The sequence below is a fragment of the Actinomycetota bacterium genome (assembly GCA_030650795.1).
Classification (GTDB): domain Bacteria; phylum Actinomycetota; class Actinomycetes; order S36-B12; family S36-B12; genus UBA11398.
This window is the reverse complement of record JAUSDJ010000026.1, coordinates 175,275-190,272: the sequence shown is the minus strand read 5'-3', so window position 1 is coordinate 190,272 and position 14,998 is coordinate 175,275. Positions and strand designations below refer to the sequence as shown.

Below are 14,998 nucleotides of genomic sequence, written 5' to 3'. Positions count from 1 at the left end.
CGACAGGGGAGTTGGGAACCAAACGTGCAGCAGGTCAAGGTGACAAGGGAACCTGCAGCAATTCCCGGGTCAAACCTGCGTGCGTGGAATGCTTGGCGCATGTTGCACGTCTTCACCGCACAACTTTGGGCTTGGGACGCGCGCAAGTCTGACACTTGGACTTTCGTTACCGTGCCGCCGGAACTCAGTGATGAGCTACGTGAACGAAGTGGGCTGCGGGCCGGCTTCGGCTCTGTGTCGGTGGAAGTCACGATCGGTGGATCTAGTTGGCGCACGTCGGTATTTCCGGACAAGGAATCAGGCTGCTTCGTATTGCCGGTCAAGGCGGCTATACGCAAGGCGGAGGCGATCTCGGCCGGAGACACGACAAAGATCAGTTTGAGGGTGGCTTAGGCAACCACGCCGGGCCGCTTCGTGGCGGCGCCCTCCAGCCACAGATAGACGACGTTGAACAGCATGTCGCCTGTGTGCCCGTCTTGGCGGAGGTCACCATTGAGAAACGTCTTCAGAGTGATGTCCAGTGGGTCGCCGATCTCATCGGTCGTAACGATCCACGGCCCGATGGTTCCGTGAGTATCGAATGAGTTGCTGACGACCATGCCTGGCTCCAGTTCTTGCCAGTCCCGCACACTTGCCGCGTTGGCTTTGCCATCCCAGTTTCTTCAAGGTGCGCGGTGTAGTTGTAACCAATCGCCAGAAACTTCGGCGGCTTCGGGACGGCCGCCGTGAGGTCCGCGATATGAGCGCCGTCAACGACACCAACATGCAAAGCAGCACCCGAAAAGAAAGTAGCCAACTTCATTGTCGAGCTCCCTCGACCCTTGACGGACGCGAGGCGGTCTAGCGGACACCATTGGCCGCCGGAAGGTGACGTCGATACTGCTGCACGAATGGTGACAAGAGTAGTGAACACCCGCAACCGCGCACCAGTGGAAAACTCGTGGGTTCGGGCCAGCTACACCTTTGCTTCAGGTGGGTCAGCGGCCGCTCGCAGCGGCAGGATCTGTGGCAGATCAAGGCGAGCCACGCCGATCGAACTGTCGGCCATCCCGTAGTAGACATCGAAACGGTCGGGGGTGCCAAGATCGTCGCGGCGGTCAACGCCGGTGGGAAACACCACGTTGGGGATTGTGCCATTGGGGTCTTGCCGCAGCATGGGTTCCAGTACCGGATGCGTTGAGCGGTAGCGGATGTCGTGCGGATGTTCCTCCGAGAGCACCATCACGCCCGCGGAGTAGCGCAATGCGCCTTTGTCGTCAGTTGCCTCGGAAACTTTACTTACACCGTGATACACGATCAGCCAGCCATGCCGAGTGAGTATTGGCGGGGCACCGCCGCCTATCTTCAGACGCTCCCAATGCGACACGGGGGAAGCCAGCCGATGATGTGAGGTGAAGCAGCAAAGGCCATCTGGATCAGTGCCATCAACTTCCATGCTGCGGTAGGAAATCCAGATGCTTTCGTGATGAAGACGCAACGCACGCGGTACGGGATGCAGCGCGGTCTCCTCGGGACGCGTGCCGGGGAACAGCGGGCGGTGGAGCATTGCAAGTTCCATCACCCCCGACGGATTGGGGATCGGAACGGGGAAAACGCTCGCGTCCTTGTTGTCAACGTCATCGAACTCGATACCTGCATGGGGCGTGAAAGACGCCAAGCCAAGCCGGCGCCATTTGAGCAAATCCGTCGACACGGCTAAGGCAATCCGCGGGCCTTTGGGCGACAACGCCGAATATGTCATGACGTATTGACCCAGCGGCTCAATAAACGTGATGCGCGGATCCTCGCATCCACCGCGGCCGTCAGGCCACAGTTCGTAGTCAGTTTCAGGTTCCAGCGCAACGCCCAATCGCTCGACCCCGCAGGGATCACCCGTCTCATCAAACAACACCCGTGCTATGCCAATGCGCGAGTAATTGCCCTTCGCCACAAGACGGGGAAACACGTAGAGATGACCATCTGGCCCACGAACAGCAGCCGGATTCAACACCCCTTCGACCTCCAGCGGATTGCCCCTTTCGGGCTCCATGATGACGCCCAAGTGTTCTAGGTCGAACCCGGACATCAGTGCTCCATTTCGAGTAATGCGTCATGTTGTCTGCCACCATGCGGCACCTCGTGACATTCAATCACCAGTTTGAAGTCATTCGTCGCTGCAAACTGGGCTCAGGTGGCTGCTCACATTTATGGAATCGACTACCCGCTTCGTCTCATGGGGTCTCTGACATGGATTGAAGCGACCCCTGCCGCCTTGACTGGATAGTCGTTCCCGCCGGGGAGCAGGGCATCGCCGATGAAGACCATCTCGCGTCGCGCAATGCCGAGGATGTGACAGATTGATCTGCCCCACAGTTCGGTGCCGCAGCGTGTTTAGCTGCGTCCGTAGAGGCTGCTGCAATCGCACCGCCAACTGCAGACAAAGCGTGGTGACGATGGGCCTACGGCGTTGTAGCCAATTACGGGTATTGAACCAAGGTTGCGGTGTCGACGTACTGTGAGGTGTGTCCGAAAGCCAGCACGCCGATGAGGAATTGGTACGCGAGCTGTACGACCAGTACGCACGAGGCCTGCTCGGATACGTGTCGGGGTTGATGGGAGCTGACCGCCAGCGGGCGGAGGACATCGTGCAGGAGACGCTGATGCGGGCGTGGCGGCATCCGGAGGTGCTGCAAGACGAAGGTCGATCACCACGCGGCTGGCTGTTCACCGTTGCTCGCAACCTGGTCATTGACGCGCATCGCGCCCAGTTGGCTCGCCCGCCGGAGGTGCTCGTGGATCCGCCGGATCGGGCGGGAAGCACCGACGGCGGCATGGATGCATTGCTCACGCGCTTCGAGCTGCTCAATGCACTCGACTGCCTCAATCCGGTCCATCGGGACGTGCTGCTCCTTGTCTTCTACGAAGATCGCTCGATCGCCCAAGCGGCTCAAGCCCTCGGTGTTCCCGAGGGCACGGTGAAGTCCCGGTGCCATTACGCCTTGCGTGCCCTGAGGGTGTTGTTCCAGGAGAGGGGACTGATCTCGTGATTTGCGGTGAAGTGCAAGAGGAGATAGCTGTCGCGCTGCTCACCCGAGCCGCACTCGGCTCGGTGGCCGCGGCCCACGTGTTGACGTGCCCGGCCTGCGCTGCTGAGCAGGCCTCGCTTCGAGGAGTCTCGTCGATCATGGCGGCGGTCTCGACTGCTGATGTCGTATCGGAGGATGTGCCGGTGCCCAACGATATGCACCTGGAGCGCATCCTTCGCGCCGTCGCCGCCGAGAGGGTGCAGCGTCGGCGACGTACATTGATGAGAACTTTGGCAGGAGCTGCGGCCGTTGTGGTCGTTGCTGTCGGGATCGGAGTCGGCTTCTCGGCCGTAGCCCCGGACAACCACAGCATCACGGCGATCGCATCGGCCTCCGGGCTGTCGGTTTCCGCGGACATCGTCTCTGATGGGGATGGAAGTCAGTTGACCATCGCGGTCAGCGGTGTGCCCCAAGGGACCAAATGCGTGTTGAGTGTCCACACAGTTGACGGCGGAACGGAACAGGTACTCGCATGGACGGCAAAGTACGACGGCAAGGCATACGTCGTGGCGAGTTCGCGGGCTACGCCTGATGCGATCGCCAGCGTGACGCTGACGGGAGCCGACGGTTCCATCCTCCTGGACGTTCCAGTCGTCTGAGGCGAGTTGCCGGCTCCACTATCGAGCCAAGTGTTGTACTGGAAGAACACGCTGTGGCTACGCGGTGACCACCAAAGTGCCTGACATGGATGGGTGAAAGTCACAGGTCAGGGCGTAGTTGCCCGCTTTTGCTGGCGCGGTGAACGAGGCGCTGCCGTTGGCTGGCACCTTCACATCCACACCAGCACTTGCGATCGTGACCGTGTGCTCCACGCTATCTGCGTTCGTGACGGTGACGTTCTGCCCAGCTTTCACGTTCGCCGGGCTGAAAGCGAAGCCGGAGATCGTGACCGTATCGGTGCTAGTGGCCGCTGACGTGTCGGATGTTGTGGCGGCGGGGCTTGAAGAAGGTGCGACCGTGGAGTCGTTGGTTGGCGTTGAGGTTGTGCTGGATCCACACGCTGTCAGCACGCCCATCAGGCCGAGCGAGGCAAGAAGAGGGACGGCAAGCTTAGTTAGTGTTCGCATACTTGACTTCACGTCCCCGACCACAGAATCGTTCACCCGCGAGGAACGTTTCTCTGCGTCAAATGATTCGCCCTACAAGCGGTGCTCGGCTCTTTCGGCGGCAGGCTGGGGTGGCCTGAACGAATGTATGACCACAAGGGCAAGCGCGGCAGCGGTTGCGAGCATTTGCGCGACTAGTGTCGCCACTTTCTGGCCGTACCAAAGCGGCTCGTACATGTTCGGCAGAGGACCTATTGGCCCGACATTGACGAAGTAGTACAACAGCAACGCTAGAACTCCACCGCCAGCCACGAGGGCAGCGAACGCCGCCGTCACTCGTCCAGGTTTGACCAGTAGCAGTACAGCCGCGATGAGCGCCATCGCAGCCTCAATGCGGAACAACTGACCCTGCGTGACTGTCTCACCGACTCCTGAGTATTGGCCAGCAAGATCCAGGTGAACGTATGCGTCCACAGCGAGACCGACTACTGCCACTCCCGTGAGCGACTTTCGGAGAACTTTCAAGGCTCCTCCTTCTTGACTTAGCCCGAAGGGATGAGCCAAGTCACTGCTACAAATTCGGCGGACTTTCCCGTGTGTAGGCATCCCGATTTCGACGCAGCGAGGGACGTGGGCTTGCGGCCTCGCGCCTCGCTCACGGCTGCCTCAGTAGTTGTAGATGTCGCCGCCGCCGCCCGCTGGAGGCGTGGTGGAAGAGTCGACCGCCGACCCGGCGGAGGTGTGCGTCGTTATCTGCTTGCCTGAGGAAGACACGACCCACCATTTCGCGCCCGAGCCGGTCGAGCCCTGTCCGTTCGTCTGGCCAGCCTTCGAGTCGCCAGTGAACCTATACAGGGGCATGCCGTTGAGGGTGAGCTGGCGCTTGCCGTCGGACCTCTTAATGAAACCCACTTTTCCGCTGATTCCCGGGACGGATGCCGGCATCGCGCTCGGTGCGGTCACCAGTGGCCAATAAGTAAGGCAGCCGCCAGCGCACGTGGAGTGACCCTTGGAGTCTGCGGCGAACTCATAGACGGTGCGTCCGGTTGAGTCGACGACGATCGTGCCCAAAGAGGTTGAGGCGGTGCTCAACACGGCACGACTTCGAACCTGCGCTCCCGCTCCAAACCCGACATCCGTGGACGCGGCTGCTGTCGCAGCCGCTGCTCCGGTAACAACGATCGCGGCCGCGGCACAGACCGTCACTGACGCAGGGATCCAGTGGCGTCGCGCTTGTCTGGGACGCAATGTCGTTGAGGCTAGTTGGTTGGGCATGAGTGACCTCCGTTATAGACGATGACTACTGCGGAATACGGGCGGCGCACCCGCTCGGTTCACCCGACGAGTAAGGACTGACCGAGGTCTGCGCGGATTCGGCGATCGATGCGCTCGAGGTAGACAACGGAAGAACCCCGTAGCGGCGAACTGCCGGAGGTCATTCTTCGTACTGTCAGACCAGGACCGCGTCAACGAGGCGCAGTAGGGCCTCGGGGCGGAGGGAAGACGCCGACGCCAAACTGCTCATCGACGTGCCACTCAGGATCGGTCGTCAGCGGGAAAGCGGTCTGAGTTGGAGCGCTGCGCCGGACACGGCTGCATCGAATGCCGCCTTCTCAGGGTCGAAGCCGCCTTCGCCGCTGAAGAAGCCGTCAGGAATCCAGGCGAGGATGTTTGCTGGGAGGGCATAGCCGAGCAGTTGCCTCATCTTCCTGAGGGCGGTGTTAGCCGCCTTCCCGCCATGCTCGGCCGCGACGATCAGGGGGGCGAAGTCAGCCCCCACGAGCGCGCCGCCGGTGAGCACCGCGAACGAGTGGTACCAAGGTCCCACCTTGTCCCTCGACACTGCAGGCTCGCATCGCAAACTCGCGAGCTTGCCCACCACGGCGCTCTGCTTACCGAGCTCGGCAAGCATGGCCGGGTGGGACTTGGCGCCTGCCACTGGCCACTGCTCGATGATGTTTCGGCCCGTGACCGCGACGCCCTTCAGGAGATTGTGGGCGGTCAGCACGGCCATCGGATAACTCCCACCCGTCACCTGGAGGGCGAGGCCGAGAACGTCGTCGGGGTTGAGCTGACCCCCAGAAGCGAGGATGGCCGCGCGCAGGCGGTCCTCAAGGGTGACCCCGCCGCGCACAGTACGCGTAGCTCGCGCGTATACGTTCGTGTTCAGAGCCTGCGGTATGTCCGTCTTGCCGAGCAGTCGGTAGATCTGCAAGAGCGAAGCGGAGTTCGGGATTGCCCCAAGGACGAGCTTCTCGCCACGGATGGCGACATCGTTCGTGGCTCCGGGGTAGTTCTGCCCAACCGTGGCGATCTCCGCTGCGCGCTGAGTGCGCGCTGCCGAGCAGTCTGGGGTATTGGGGTCGCCGAGGCCCAGGAAAGTGCCGTACTCGGCCGTCTTCGCTAACGGAGGCACCGTCGGGGTCGGCGTGGGGGTCGGCGTGGGTTTGGCACCAGGCTGCACGAAGCCGGGCCCGATCCGGGAAAGGCTCGCGCACTGCGTATAGGGGCCCGTGTAGGCGCAGAACCAGTTCATCGTCTGGCCGTCGGGGTTCTCTGCCGTCTTGGGCCCGGTCGTTGGCACGAAGCCACTTATTCCTTCGTAGTAGCCCGACTGGCCTGGCGAGATCGGAAGCCACGTGCAGGCACCACTGGCTTCCTTCTTCAGTTGCCGCCACGGCCCCACGTAATCACCACCGTTCAGGTAGCCGCCCACGGTCTGCTTGGGGGTCAGGGTGTACAGCACGTCACCCATATTCACGTTGCAACCCTCGCCCGTCTTCCACGCCGAGCCGGCGCCGAGCACGTAGGCCGAGTTCCCCTTCGAGATCGTGTAGACACGTCCGTTGTCGACGTTGCGCCACGAACCGACGATGTAGCCGTTGATGTCGAAGCCGGCCGATGTAGCGCTGAAGGCGGGTGTGGCAAAGGTTGCCAGCACCAGTGCCGCGGCTGACAGCGGCAGCGCAATACGCGTCCACTTGATCATGCATCGACGGTACACCCGAGGAACCGGGGAGTCACGGTCGTGAATTTTGTCCTAGAACAGATGCCCGACGCCTCGTGGTCGACTTCATTGACGGCATGTTCCAGAACCGCAATAACACCGCGCCGAGCGTATAGAACATCGATTGTAATGGCGCGAGCGACTCAACGAGTGTCAATCAAATCGACTGCAGTCCCATCCATCGCCTCTATGCCGTGCTGTCTCGATGCACCTGAATGAAATTCGCGATCTTGCGATTCCTGCTAGCGAGTGCTTGGGAGAATTCCTCGTCAATCGGACTCAGTGGGCCAAGTACTCGGGACAATATCAACGACGGGAGTGTCCACGCATGTCATCTCGTGTGATGCTGTGTCCCGAATACATGTTGGCAATAAACAACTAATCGCGATTCCAATGAGAGCGCACCCGTGGGTCCGTTGAGATTCAGATCCTCTCCCCGCTATGAAGATCGAGTGAGAAGGCCTCGCGACCGGGAGGCCTTCTCCTGTTAGATCCGGTTTTCCCGGCCCCTGGCGGAGGGGTCTCAGCGTAAGTGTGTCGACAACCCTTGACCCCGCGAACATCTCCTTGCTCATGAAGGAAGCCGACATTCCAAGCTTCAGCGCCAGCTCGTCTAGCGATACCCGACACGGCTGCCGGCTTTGATGTTCGGTGTCCGCAGTGCGCTTTCAGCCGCTACGTTCGAGATCTGTGCTTGCTGGAGCTTTATGGGACAAGGCGAGAGGTGCTGATGTGTCTGATCTTCCACTGCCAATTCGAGATGACCTGAACCGTGCGTATTGGGATGGTGCCCAAGCCAGCAAGCTGGTCATCCTGCGCTGCCCGGACTGCCAGACCTACGTCCACCCGCCTCGCGTCATGTGCACCGCCTGCTGGAATGAGCAACTTGTGCCGACCGCGGTCAGCGGCAAGGGATCGATCTACAGCTGGTCAGTCATGCACTCGCGTGGAAATCCTGGATTCGAGGATCGCCTTCCCTACGCCGTGCTCATCGTGGAGCTTGCCGAGCAGAAGAACCTGCGCATCGTCGGGAACCTTGTTGGATCTCAGCCAAACGAACTCGCAATCGGGACGCCTATGCAGGTCGTCTTCGAGAAGATCAATGAAGACGTGACACTTCCGCAGTGGCGCATCGCCGGAGAACAAGGAGATGTCAAGTGAACAATCCCCTCCGCGACCGAGCGGTCTTTGTCGGGGTGGGTCACACTCCAAGTTCGAGGAACATGGGCAAGTCGCCGATGCGGTTCACACTTGAGGCGTGCACGCAGGCCATCGAGGATGCCGGCATCGAGCGAAGCGAGATCGATGGAATCGTGACCGTGGGTACGCTCAACGAACTTGAAGTGCTGCAGCACCTAGGGCTTGACGGCGTGACTTACCACGCCGGGCCACTGGGTGGTGGCGTCGGTGGTGGCGTGGCAGCAAATGCAGCGTTGGCCGTTGCTTCCGGGCTGTGCGAAGTGGCGCTGGCTTTCGTCACGATGGAGGCGCCAAAACCCGGTGTCACCTACAACTACATGGGGCACAACGGCGCACGAGGTGATGACGCATTCACGCTGCCCTACGGCGACGGCGTGTTCATGCAGCACTTCGCGCCGTGGTATCAGAGGCGTCGTCTGCTTGACGGCGTCACTGACGAACAGATCGGTGCCTACGTTGTGGCCATGCGAGACAACGCCACCAGAAATCCCAATGCCGTCTGGCGCGATGCTGTCACGTTGGAGGACTACCTCGCTTCGCGCTACGTAGCCGAGCCCTTGCGTTTGCTGGATTGCGACATGCCCGTCGACGTCTGTGGAGCAGTGATTGTCACGACACCGGAACGGGCCAAGGACCTCAAGCAGAAGCCGGTGTACGTGAGTGCGATGACCACGGGCCAGCGCCCTCGTCCAAATGGCATCTTCTGGCACGACTATGACGAGATGCCTTACAAGTGGGCAGCTAAGCGGCTGTGGTCAAACGCCGGCTTCGGCCCCGAAGACATGGACTTTGCAATGCTCTACGACGGCTTTTCTCCTCTGGTGCTGTACTGCCTGCAGGATTTCGGATTCGTCCCGAAGGGGACCGCGGGGGAGTTCCTTGGAGCTGGAGAGCACCTGCGCACAGGTTCCCTCCCATTGAATCCGCATGGAGGCAACAACAGCGAGGGCCGCAGTTGGGGCTTCGGTCACGTGTGCGAAGCCATCCTGCAATTGCAGGGCAGGAGTGATGCCCGGCAGCTGCCAGACGTGCACACCACCATGATCGGAGGCGGTGGCGTGGTGAATTCGTCCGCGCTCGTACTGCACAACTGACGTAGTCTCCAGGGGAGTTCAGAATTCAGTCAGATGCCCTGCATGGCGCCGCCACTGACTCGGTATGTCTCGCCCGTGACGAAACTAGCCTTTTCCGATATCAGGAAACGCATCATGTTGACGATGTCGTCGATGCTGCCAATCCGGTGAACGGCCTGCTGGACATTGATCATGTTCTGAACCATGTCGTTGGGCAGATCTGCAATGGCCGCCTCAGTGGCCATCAGCCCCGGGGAGATGGCGTTGACGCGGATATTGGCGTTTGCGAACTCGCGCGAGAATGCAATCGTGAGACCGCGGACAGCGAGTTTGCTAACGCCGTAGGGCGACCCTGGCATGTTTGAGGCCATCGACGAGATATTGATGATGGAACCGCCACCCCGGGCAGTCATGGTCTCCTGGCATGCCAGTGTGCAATACACAACTCCCAGGACGTTCACGTCAAAGAGCGCCTTAGTGTCCTTCACTCCCAGCACGTGGAACGGCTGAGAATATTTGGTCAGGTGCAATCCGGCGTTGTTGATAAGTATGTCGACGCCGCCGAACTCAGCGATCGACGCGGCGATCGCAGCATTGACGGATTCTGAGTCAGAAACGTCGCATGCGACTGCGAGCGCTTTTATGCCTTGGTCGCGCAGCTTTGCTGCGGCGACTTCACCCGCCTGACTATTGACATCAGCAATTACGACCGAGGCGCCATCAGCTCCAAGGGACTCGGCGAACGCGTAGCCGAAGCCCTGCGCAGCGCCAGTGATGAACGCAACCTTGCCATCAAATTCCATTTCTAACCTCCGATGAGCGGGTGCTACCTATCTAGGACGAACATGATGTCGTGGTGACGTGTATAGAGAGACGTGTATCGAGAAAGCCCCGCATCAAAACTGCAGCGAGGGCATGTCGTTTTGCAAGGGAAGCGGAAAGCTCCCGCACCGAAGAGTCGATCTCGCCAGACGTCGATGCTGAAACTGAGCGCGCCAGCAGTCGTTGGTGCTGGCCTTGAGTTACTGGACTTTGGACGGACACCGATTCACAACAGGACCCTTGAGGATGTTGGAGACCGCGACTGATCCTGACTTCACATGGAACGAGGCAGAGATCTTGTGGATCTCGCAGCCGGCCCCTTCGTAGCTGTTGAGCGCGGTGGCCAGCATGCCCCCGCGGATGTGAGCGGTGCGAACATCGACGTGCTCGGCGTTTCGAATCTTGCTCAGGTCGTACGAGCCGACAACTGCGAGGCTTCCATCTGAATTCAAGCGATAGAACACAAGCGTTTCAGGCCAGGAGACACCACCGGCATTGCATCCGATGACAGCCACAACAGAGGCTCCACCACCCATCGTGCCGGAGTAAGACCCGCGAAGGTAGTCGTCGCCGCTTGTTCCGACGTGACGAATGCCGTCGACCAAATTGCCCGCGGGGTGCCCACACATTCCCGCCGGAACAGGGGCGTTGCGCACATCAATTCGCGGGGCGGCGACCGCAGCCGTTGCCATGCTTGACGAGGTGGCCATTCCGAGGGCCAAAGCCATCATCACCGCAAGGACCCGAAGGGTCGGTCGCACTCGCGAACACCAAGCCGTCGTCTGCGATTTCGCGCGCACTACGCACCTCCAAGAACCTGAACTTCATCGGCGACTGCCAACAGAATGTTTACCAACGCTCTCGGAGAGTACGCCTGCAGCGGCCTTAGGGCGTCGCAAGTTGAGCCAGCATGCGATTGCTCTATGTCAGGCCAAAAGATACAGTCAAAATCGTGACGGGCGTCCCCAGGAATGACAGGCGTAGGCCCGCCAGACTCCTGCATACATCGGATTGTCACCTCGCTCGTGATGAAGGCGGACCAGCGCAACTCGCCTTTCAAGCAGTGGTCAATCTGGCCATCGCTCGTCGAGTTGACGTGCTATTGATCGCCGGAGATTTGTTCGACCACAGCCGTGTTGGCCCAGAGATCGTGTTGTGGGTTGCCGATCAACTCAATCGCTTTCCTGGGTCCGTCGTACTACTCATCGGCAATCACGACTGCTTGGACGACGCCTCGGTGCATCATCGTCACGATCTTCGCCAAGTCTGCGATCGCCTCTTCATGCTCGACGACCCAGACGGCGCGAGCGTAGATCTCCCAGGATCCGACATCACGGTGTGGGGACGGGCGATGGTCGAACATGCTCCCGAATTCCAACCCTTGTTCAATGCGCCCGTTGGACGGGCTGATCGCTGGAGCGTGATTGCAGCGCACGGACTGTTGGACGCCGAGGCTGGGCGATCTTCGCCAATAAGGTCCAGCGAACTCGCGGATCTGACTGCCGACTATGTGGCGCTCGGCCACATTCATGTGCACACCGTTGTTCGCGAGAATCCTCCAATTCGCTATTCGGGTGCTCCCCACGCGTATGGGAGTGGGGGGAGCGGCTGCGTGGTCGTGGATTTCATTTCTGGTGAGGGGGCGATCGCGGAGTGGGTGTCGACGGACGACTATGTAACGGTGAGCCCAGAGTTGGCGCTGACTCATCTTCCGTAGTCCGGCTCCGCTTTCGCCTGTCCGCCGCCGGCATGCAGGAGGTGTGCTCAACGCTTGAGTAGTGAGCACGCACTTTCATGAGTGCTTGGCATCTTGGGTCAAAGGCGTTGACGTTCCCTAGATCGCCTGCTTGACTCGCAGGCTCGAGCAACATGCGATCCAGACGATGTTTCGAAGGGCGACGATGCTGAGCCAAATCCCATCCAGTTACCTCGGGGTCCACCTTGCCAGCTGGTTCGGAAGGTAGCCGCGCTCATGGATCTTCAACTCAAGGGCCGAGTCGTGTCTGTGTGCGGACCCGACGAAGGAACGATCGCGGCTTGCCGTCGAGTGCTGGCAGCCGAGGGTGCGGTCATTGCAGAATCGCCGCCCGGCGCTGTCGAAGCGCAGGCAGACGTCGTGATTGCCGTGGGCCGAGTACGGCCCGGTAGCGACTTGCTAGAGGTTGCCGACCCCGATGAGCTGTATGAAGCTTGGACCGACGTGACCAACGCAGTTGACGCCTACCGCGCCGCCCTGCCGCGGATGCTGGCCCAGAAATGGGGTCGCTTTGTCTGGGTGGGCTCGGCACAGGCGAAATCAGTTGACGCAGAGGCCGACGAGTTGGCTGCTGTGGCCTCACTGGGAATGCTGGGCCTGAACAAGGTCGTCACCGGCGAGGTCGGTTCGAGTGGCATCACGGCGAACGCCGTGCTGCGTGGCGGCATGGCAACTGATGAAGACGTGGCCAACGCCGTGACGTTTCTGTGCTCGGAAGGTGCGGCGTATCTCAGCGGAATCACCATCACCGTCGATGGTGGCGTCGGATCGGCGATCTTCTAATGGACTATGGGATCTCGGGCCGGGTGGCCATTGTTTCCGGCGGCAGTCGCGGCATCGGCCGCGCGATTGCCACCGCGCTCGCCAGTGAGGGAGCCAAGGTCGTCATCGCCTCGCGCACTCAGTCCAATCTCGACGAAACCCTCGCTGAGCTGGAGGCCATTGCCCCGGGCAGGGTGCACGCGATCGCGGCCAGCATGACCGACCCGTCCAGTGTCGATCGCGTCGTCGCCGAATCGCGTGATCGCTTCGGACCGATCAGCATCGCGATCAGCAACGTCATCGGCCATGTGATCGACGCGGAGAAAGAGGGGTCGGGCCCCGGAGCCGGGACTTTCGAGGGCATGGAGACCGAGGCCTACCGCGAGGAGTTCACGCAGTTGCTGATCTCCTCCTGGGCCCTGGCGCATGCGTGTGTGCCAGACATGCAGCAGCAGGGTTGGGGCCGGATCTGCAACATCAGCTCCGGCGTGGCCCGTGAGCCGAGCACGCACCTGCCGCACCTGCTGCCCAACGTCGTGCGGCCGCCGGTGGCCGGAATGCACCGCCTGCTTGCCGCGCGGCTTGCGCCAGACGGCATCACGGTCAACAACATCCTCACCGGCTCCATCCTGACTGAACGCAATCGCTCCTACTGGGTGTGGCTGGCGCGCGAGCGCAACACGAGCGTCGCCATCGAGACGCAGGACATGACGCAGCGCATCCCCGTCGGCCGGTTCGGGGAGCCTTCGGAGATGGCGGCGCTGGTCGCCTTCCTCTGCTCTGATCGGGCTCGAATGGTCACTGGTCAGTCGATCCCGGTCGGCGGTGGCGGCAGCGCTCACCTCTGATCGCACAAGTCATTGGATCCAGGGCAGTTTGGATTCGACCCGTTCTGGGCTGTTCTAGTCACTACTGTTGGCGCGGCTGTTGTCTGGCGCCCAACGCCAACGTCCTGATGGCGCGTCAACTGAGAGATGAGAGATACCCATGAAGATGCTCGAAGGTGTGCGCGTGCTGGATCTGACCATGTGGGCGTTCTGCCCATCGGCTGGAGCAGTGCTCGCTGAGTGGGGCGCGGATGTCATTCATATCGAGAATGCAAAGTCACCTGATCCGTTGAGGACTTTGGGCGGCGCAGGAACACTTGAGCCAGGTGGCGCCCATTGGATGTTCAATCATTACAACAGGGGTAAGCGAGCGATGGCCTTGGATCTTGCCAACGACCAAGCGCGAGAGGCGCTGTATGCGCTGGTCCGCGAATCTGATGTGTTCCTCACAAGCTTCCTGCCCAATACCCGCCGCAAGCTCGGCTTTGATGTTGATCAATTGCGTGAGATCAATCCCAACCTGATCTACGCCAAGGGGACTGGTGCTGGACCTTTGGGATCAGAGAGTCACCGAGGTGGCTACGACGGCGCTACTTGGTGGCATCGCGGTTCGCTTGCGTCCAGCGTGATGAACGTGACTCAAACAACTCAGCCCTCCGGCATGGTCGGCCATGGTGACGGAATGTCGGGGCTGGTGTTGGCTGGCGGCATCGTCGCAGCGCTTTTCAAGCGCGAGCGATCGGGCGAGGTTGTGGTCGTTGACTCCTCGCTGCTTGGAACTGCCGCGTGGTTCAACGCCCCGGCGATCATCGGCAAGGCTGTAGATGGGCACAAGGCCACCATGGGCCAGTACTTCCCCCGTGAGATGGGCCAATGGTCCGGTACGACCTACCGAACTGCAGATGACCGTTTCATCGGGCTGCTGCACCTCGGTGACCATCAGAACGAATTCGAAAATCTGTGCGAGAACTTGGATCGCATGGATCTCGTAGCGGACCCACGCTTCGCAAGCCCGATGGATCGCATGACGAATTCAGCTGCCTTGATGTCGATCATGGATGACATCTTTGCGACGAAGCCCCTTACTGAATGGAAGTCGATCCTTCTGACCAGTAAGGGTGTGTGGGCGCCGGTCCAGACGGTCGAAGAAATGCCAGAAGACACGCAGGTGCAGGCGAACCGCATGATTCGTACCGCTACCTATGGAGGCCGGGTGCAGCCGATCGTGATGCCACCGGTCATGTTCAATGAGGATGCAGGACCTTGCGACCCGGCACCTGACTTCAATCAGCACACTGATGAGGTTCTTCGCGACATTGCCGGATACGACTCAGCACGAATCGCAGCACTGCGCGACTCGGGAGCGATCGTATAAGTGCATTCATCAGCGGACTCAAGAGTCCGACAGTTGACGACGCAGTAGTCAGACGGCCTTCTTCC

Annotated in this window: 17 protein-coding genes; 9 read left to right on the top strand and 8 right to left on the bottom strand. The window is 60.7% G+C overall.

The window, feature by feature from the left end; translation table 11 throughout:
- Positions 1 to 99: 99 nt before the first annotated feature.
- The gene (locus tag Q7L55_08695) at positions 100 to 393 is read left to right on the top strand and encodes a DUF1905 domain-containing protein (GenBank protein MDO8732632.1); all 294 of its coding nucleotides are present in this window, start codon (positions 100 to 102) and stop codon (positions 391 to 393) included.
- On the opposite strand, the gene Q7L55_08690 is transcribed toward Q7L55_08695, so the two are convergent.
- Together Q7L55_08690 and Q7L55_08685 are read right to left on the bottom strand one after the other, a co-directional pair.
- The gene (locus Q7L55_08690; protein MDO8732631.1) at positions 390 to 629 is read right to left on the bottom strand and encodes a fumarylacetoacetate hydrolase family protein; all 240 of its coding nucleotides are present in this window, start codon (positions 627 to 629) and stop codon (positions 390 to 392) included. The two genes, Q7L55_08695 and Q7L55_08690, sit on opposite strands and share 4 nt — an antisense overlap.
- 326 nt (positions 630 to 955) lie before the next feature.
- Positions 956 to 2,065 (bottom strand): glycosidase, encoded by a 1,110-nt coding sequence (locus Q7L55_08685; GenBank protein ID MDO8732630.1) that lies wholly within the window; start codon positions 2,063 to 2,065, stop codon positions 956 to 958.
- 436 nt (positions 2,066 to 2,501) lie between these two features.
- On the opposite strand from Q7L55_08685, the gene Q7L55_08680 reads away from it, so the two are divergent.
- The gene (locus Q7L55_08680) at positions 2,502 to 3,026 is read left to right on the top strand and encodes a sigma-70 family RNA polymerase sigma factor (GenBank protein ID MDO8732629.1); all 525 of its coding nucleotides are present in this window, start codon (positions 2,502 to 2,504) and stop codon (positions 3,024 to 3,026) included.
- Positions 3,023 to 3,664, top strand: coding sequence for a hypothetical protein (locus tag Q7L55_08675; protein MDO8732628.1), 642 nt, complete (start codon positions 3,023 to 3,025; stop codon positions 3,662 to 3,664). Before Q7L55_08680 ends, Q7L55_08675 begins: the two co-directional genes overlap by 4 nt.
- A 57-nt stretch (positions 3,665 to 3,721) precedes the next feature.
- Here Q7L55_08675 and Q7L55_08670 read toward each other — a convergent pair whose 3' ends face one another.
- The 4 genes from Q7L55_08670 to Q7L55_08655 form a co-directional block, all read right to left on the bottom strand.
- Positions 3,722 to 4,132 carry a cupredoxin domain-containing protein gene (locus tag Q7L55_08670; GenBank protein ID MDO8732627.1) on the bottom strand — a complete coding sequence of 137 codons (411 nt, stop codon included), beginning with the start codon at positions 4,130 to 4,132 and terminating at the stop codon, positions 3,722 to 3,724.
- Positions 4,133 to 4,204: 72 nt separating this feature from the next.
- Positions 4,205 to 4,636: a hypothetical protein gene (locus Q7L55_08665; protein ID MDO8732626.1), complete on the bottom strand. Its 432-nt coding sequence runs from the start codon at positions 4,634 to 4,636 to the stop codon at positions 4,205 to 4,207.
- Positions 4,637 to 4,777: 141 nt separating this feature from the next.
- Complete coding sequence (locus Q7L55_08660) at positions 4,778 to 5,386, bottom strand: hypothetical protein (GenBank protein MDO8732625.1); 609 nt, start codon at positions 5,384 to 5,386, stop codon at positions 4,778 to 4,780.
- A 274-nt stretch (positions 5,387 to 5,660) separates the two neighbouring features.
- Complete coding sequence (locus Q7L55_08655; GenBank protein ID MDO8732624.1) at positions 5,661 to 7,100, bottom strand: hypothetical protein; 1,440 nt, start codon at positions 7,098 to 7,100, stop codon at positions 5,661 to 5,663.
- A gap of 750 nt (positions 7,101 to 7,850) precedes the next feature.
- Here Q7L55_08655 and Q7L55_08650 point away from each other — a divergent pair.
- Entirely contained in the window at positions 7,851 to 8,279 is a 429-nt protein-coding gene (locus Q7L55_08650) for an OB-fold domain-containing protein (GenBank protein ID MDO8732623.1), read from the top strand.
- Positions 8,276 to 9,412, top strand: a complete 1,137-nt coding sequence (locus Q7L55_08645) for a thiolase family protein (GenBank protein MDO8732622.1) — start codon at positions 8,276 to 8,278, stop codon at positions 9,410 to 9,412. Before Q7L55_08650 ends, Q7L55_08645 begins: the two co-directional genes overlap by 4 nt.
- A gap of 29 nt (positions 9,413 to 9,441) precedes the next feature.
- On the opposite strand, the gene Q7L55_08640 is transcribed toward Q7L55_08645, so the two are convergent.
- Positions 9,442 to 10,194, bottom strand: coding sequence for an SDR family oxidoreductase (locus Q7L55_08640; protein MDO8732621.1), 753 nt, complete (start codon positions 10,192 to 10,194; stop codon positions 9,442 to 9,444).
- Between the two features lie 219 nt (positions 10,195 to 10,413).
- Positions 10,414 to 11,013: a hypothetical protein gene (locus Q7L55_08635; protein ID MDO8732620.1), complete on the bottom strand. Its 600-nt coding sequence runs from the start codon at positions 11,011 to 11,013 to the stop codon at positions 10,414 to 10,416.
- Between the two features lie 152 nt (positions 11,014 to 11,165).
- On the opposite strand from Q7L55_08635, the gene Q7L55_08630 reads away from it, so the two are divergent.
- The 4 genes from Q7L55_08630 to Q7L55_08615 all read left to right on the top strand — a co-directional run bounded on the left by Q7L55_08630 (position 11,166) and on the right by Q7L55_08615 (position 14,933).
- A complete protein-coding gene (locus Q7L55_08630; protein ID MDO8732619.1) occupies positions 11,166 to 11,930 on the top strand; it encodes a DNA repair exonuclease in 765 nt (254 codons plus the stop codon).
- Positions 11,931 to 12,185: 255 nt separating this feature from the next.
- The gene (locus Q7L55_08625; GenBank protein MDO8732618.1) at positions 12,186 to 12,752 is read left to right on the top strand and encodes a hypothetical protein; all 567 of its coding nucleotides are present in this window, start codon (positions 12,186 to 12,188) and stop codon (positions 12,750 to 12,752) included.
- A complete protein-coding gene (locus tag Q7L55_08620; protein ID MDO8732617.1) occupies positions 12,752 to 13,579 on the top strand; it encodes an SDR family oxidoreductase in 828 nt (275 codons plus the stop codon). Before Q7L55_08625 ends, Q7L55_08620 begins: the two co-directional genes overlap by 1 nt.
- A gap of 139 nt (positions 13,580 to 13,718) precedes the next feature.
- On the top strand, positions 13,719 to 14,933 hold the full coding sequence (locus Q7L55_08615; GenBank protein MDO8732616.1) for a CaiB/BaiF CoA-transferase family protein: 1,215 nt from the start codon (positions 13,719 to 13,721) through the stop codon (positions 14,931 to 14,933).
- Positions 14,934 to 14,998 lie beyond the last annotated feature (65 nt).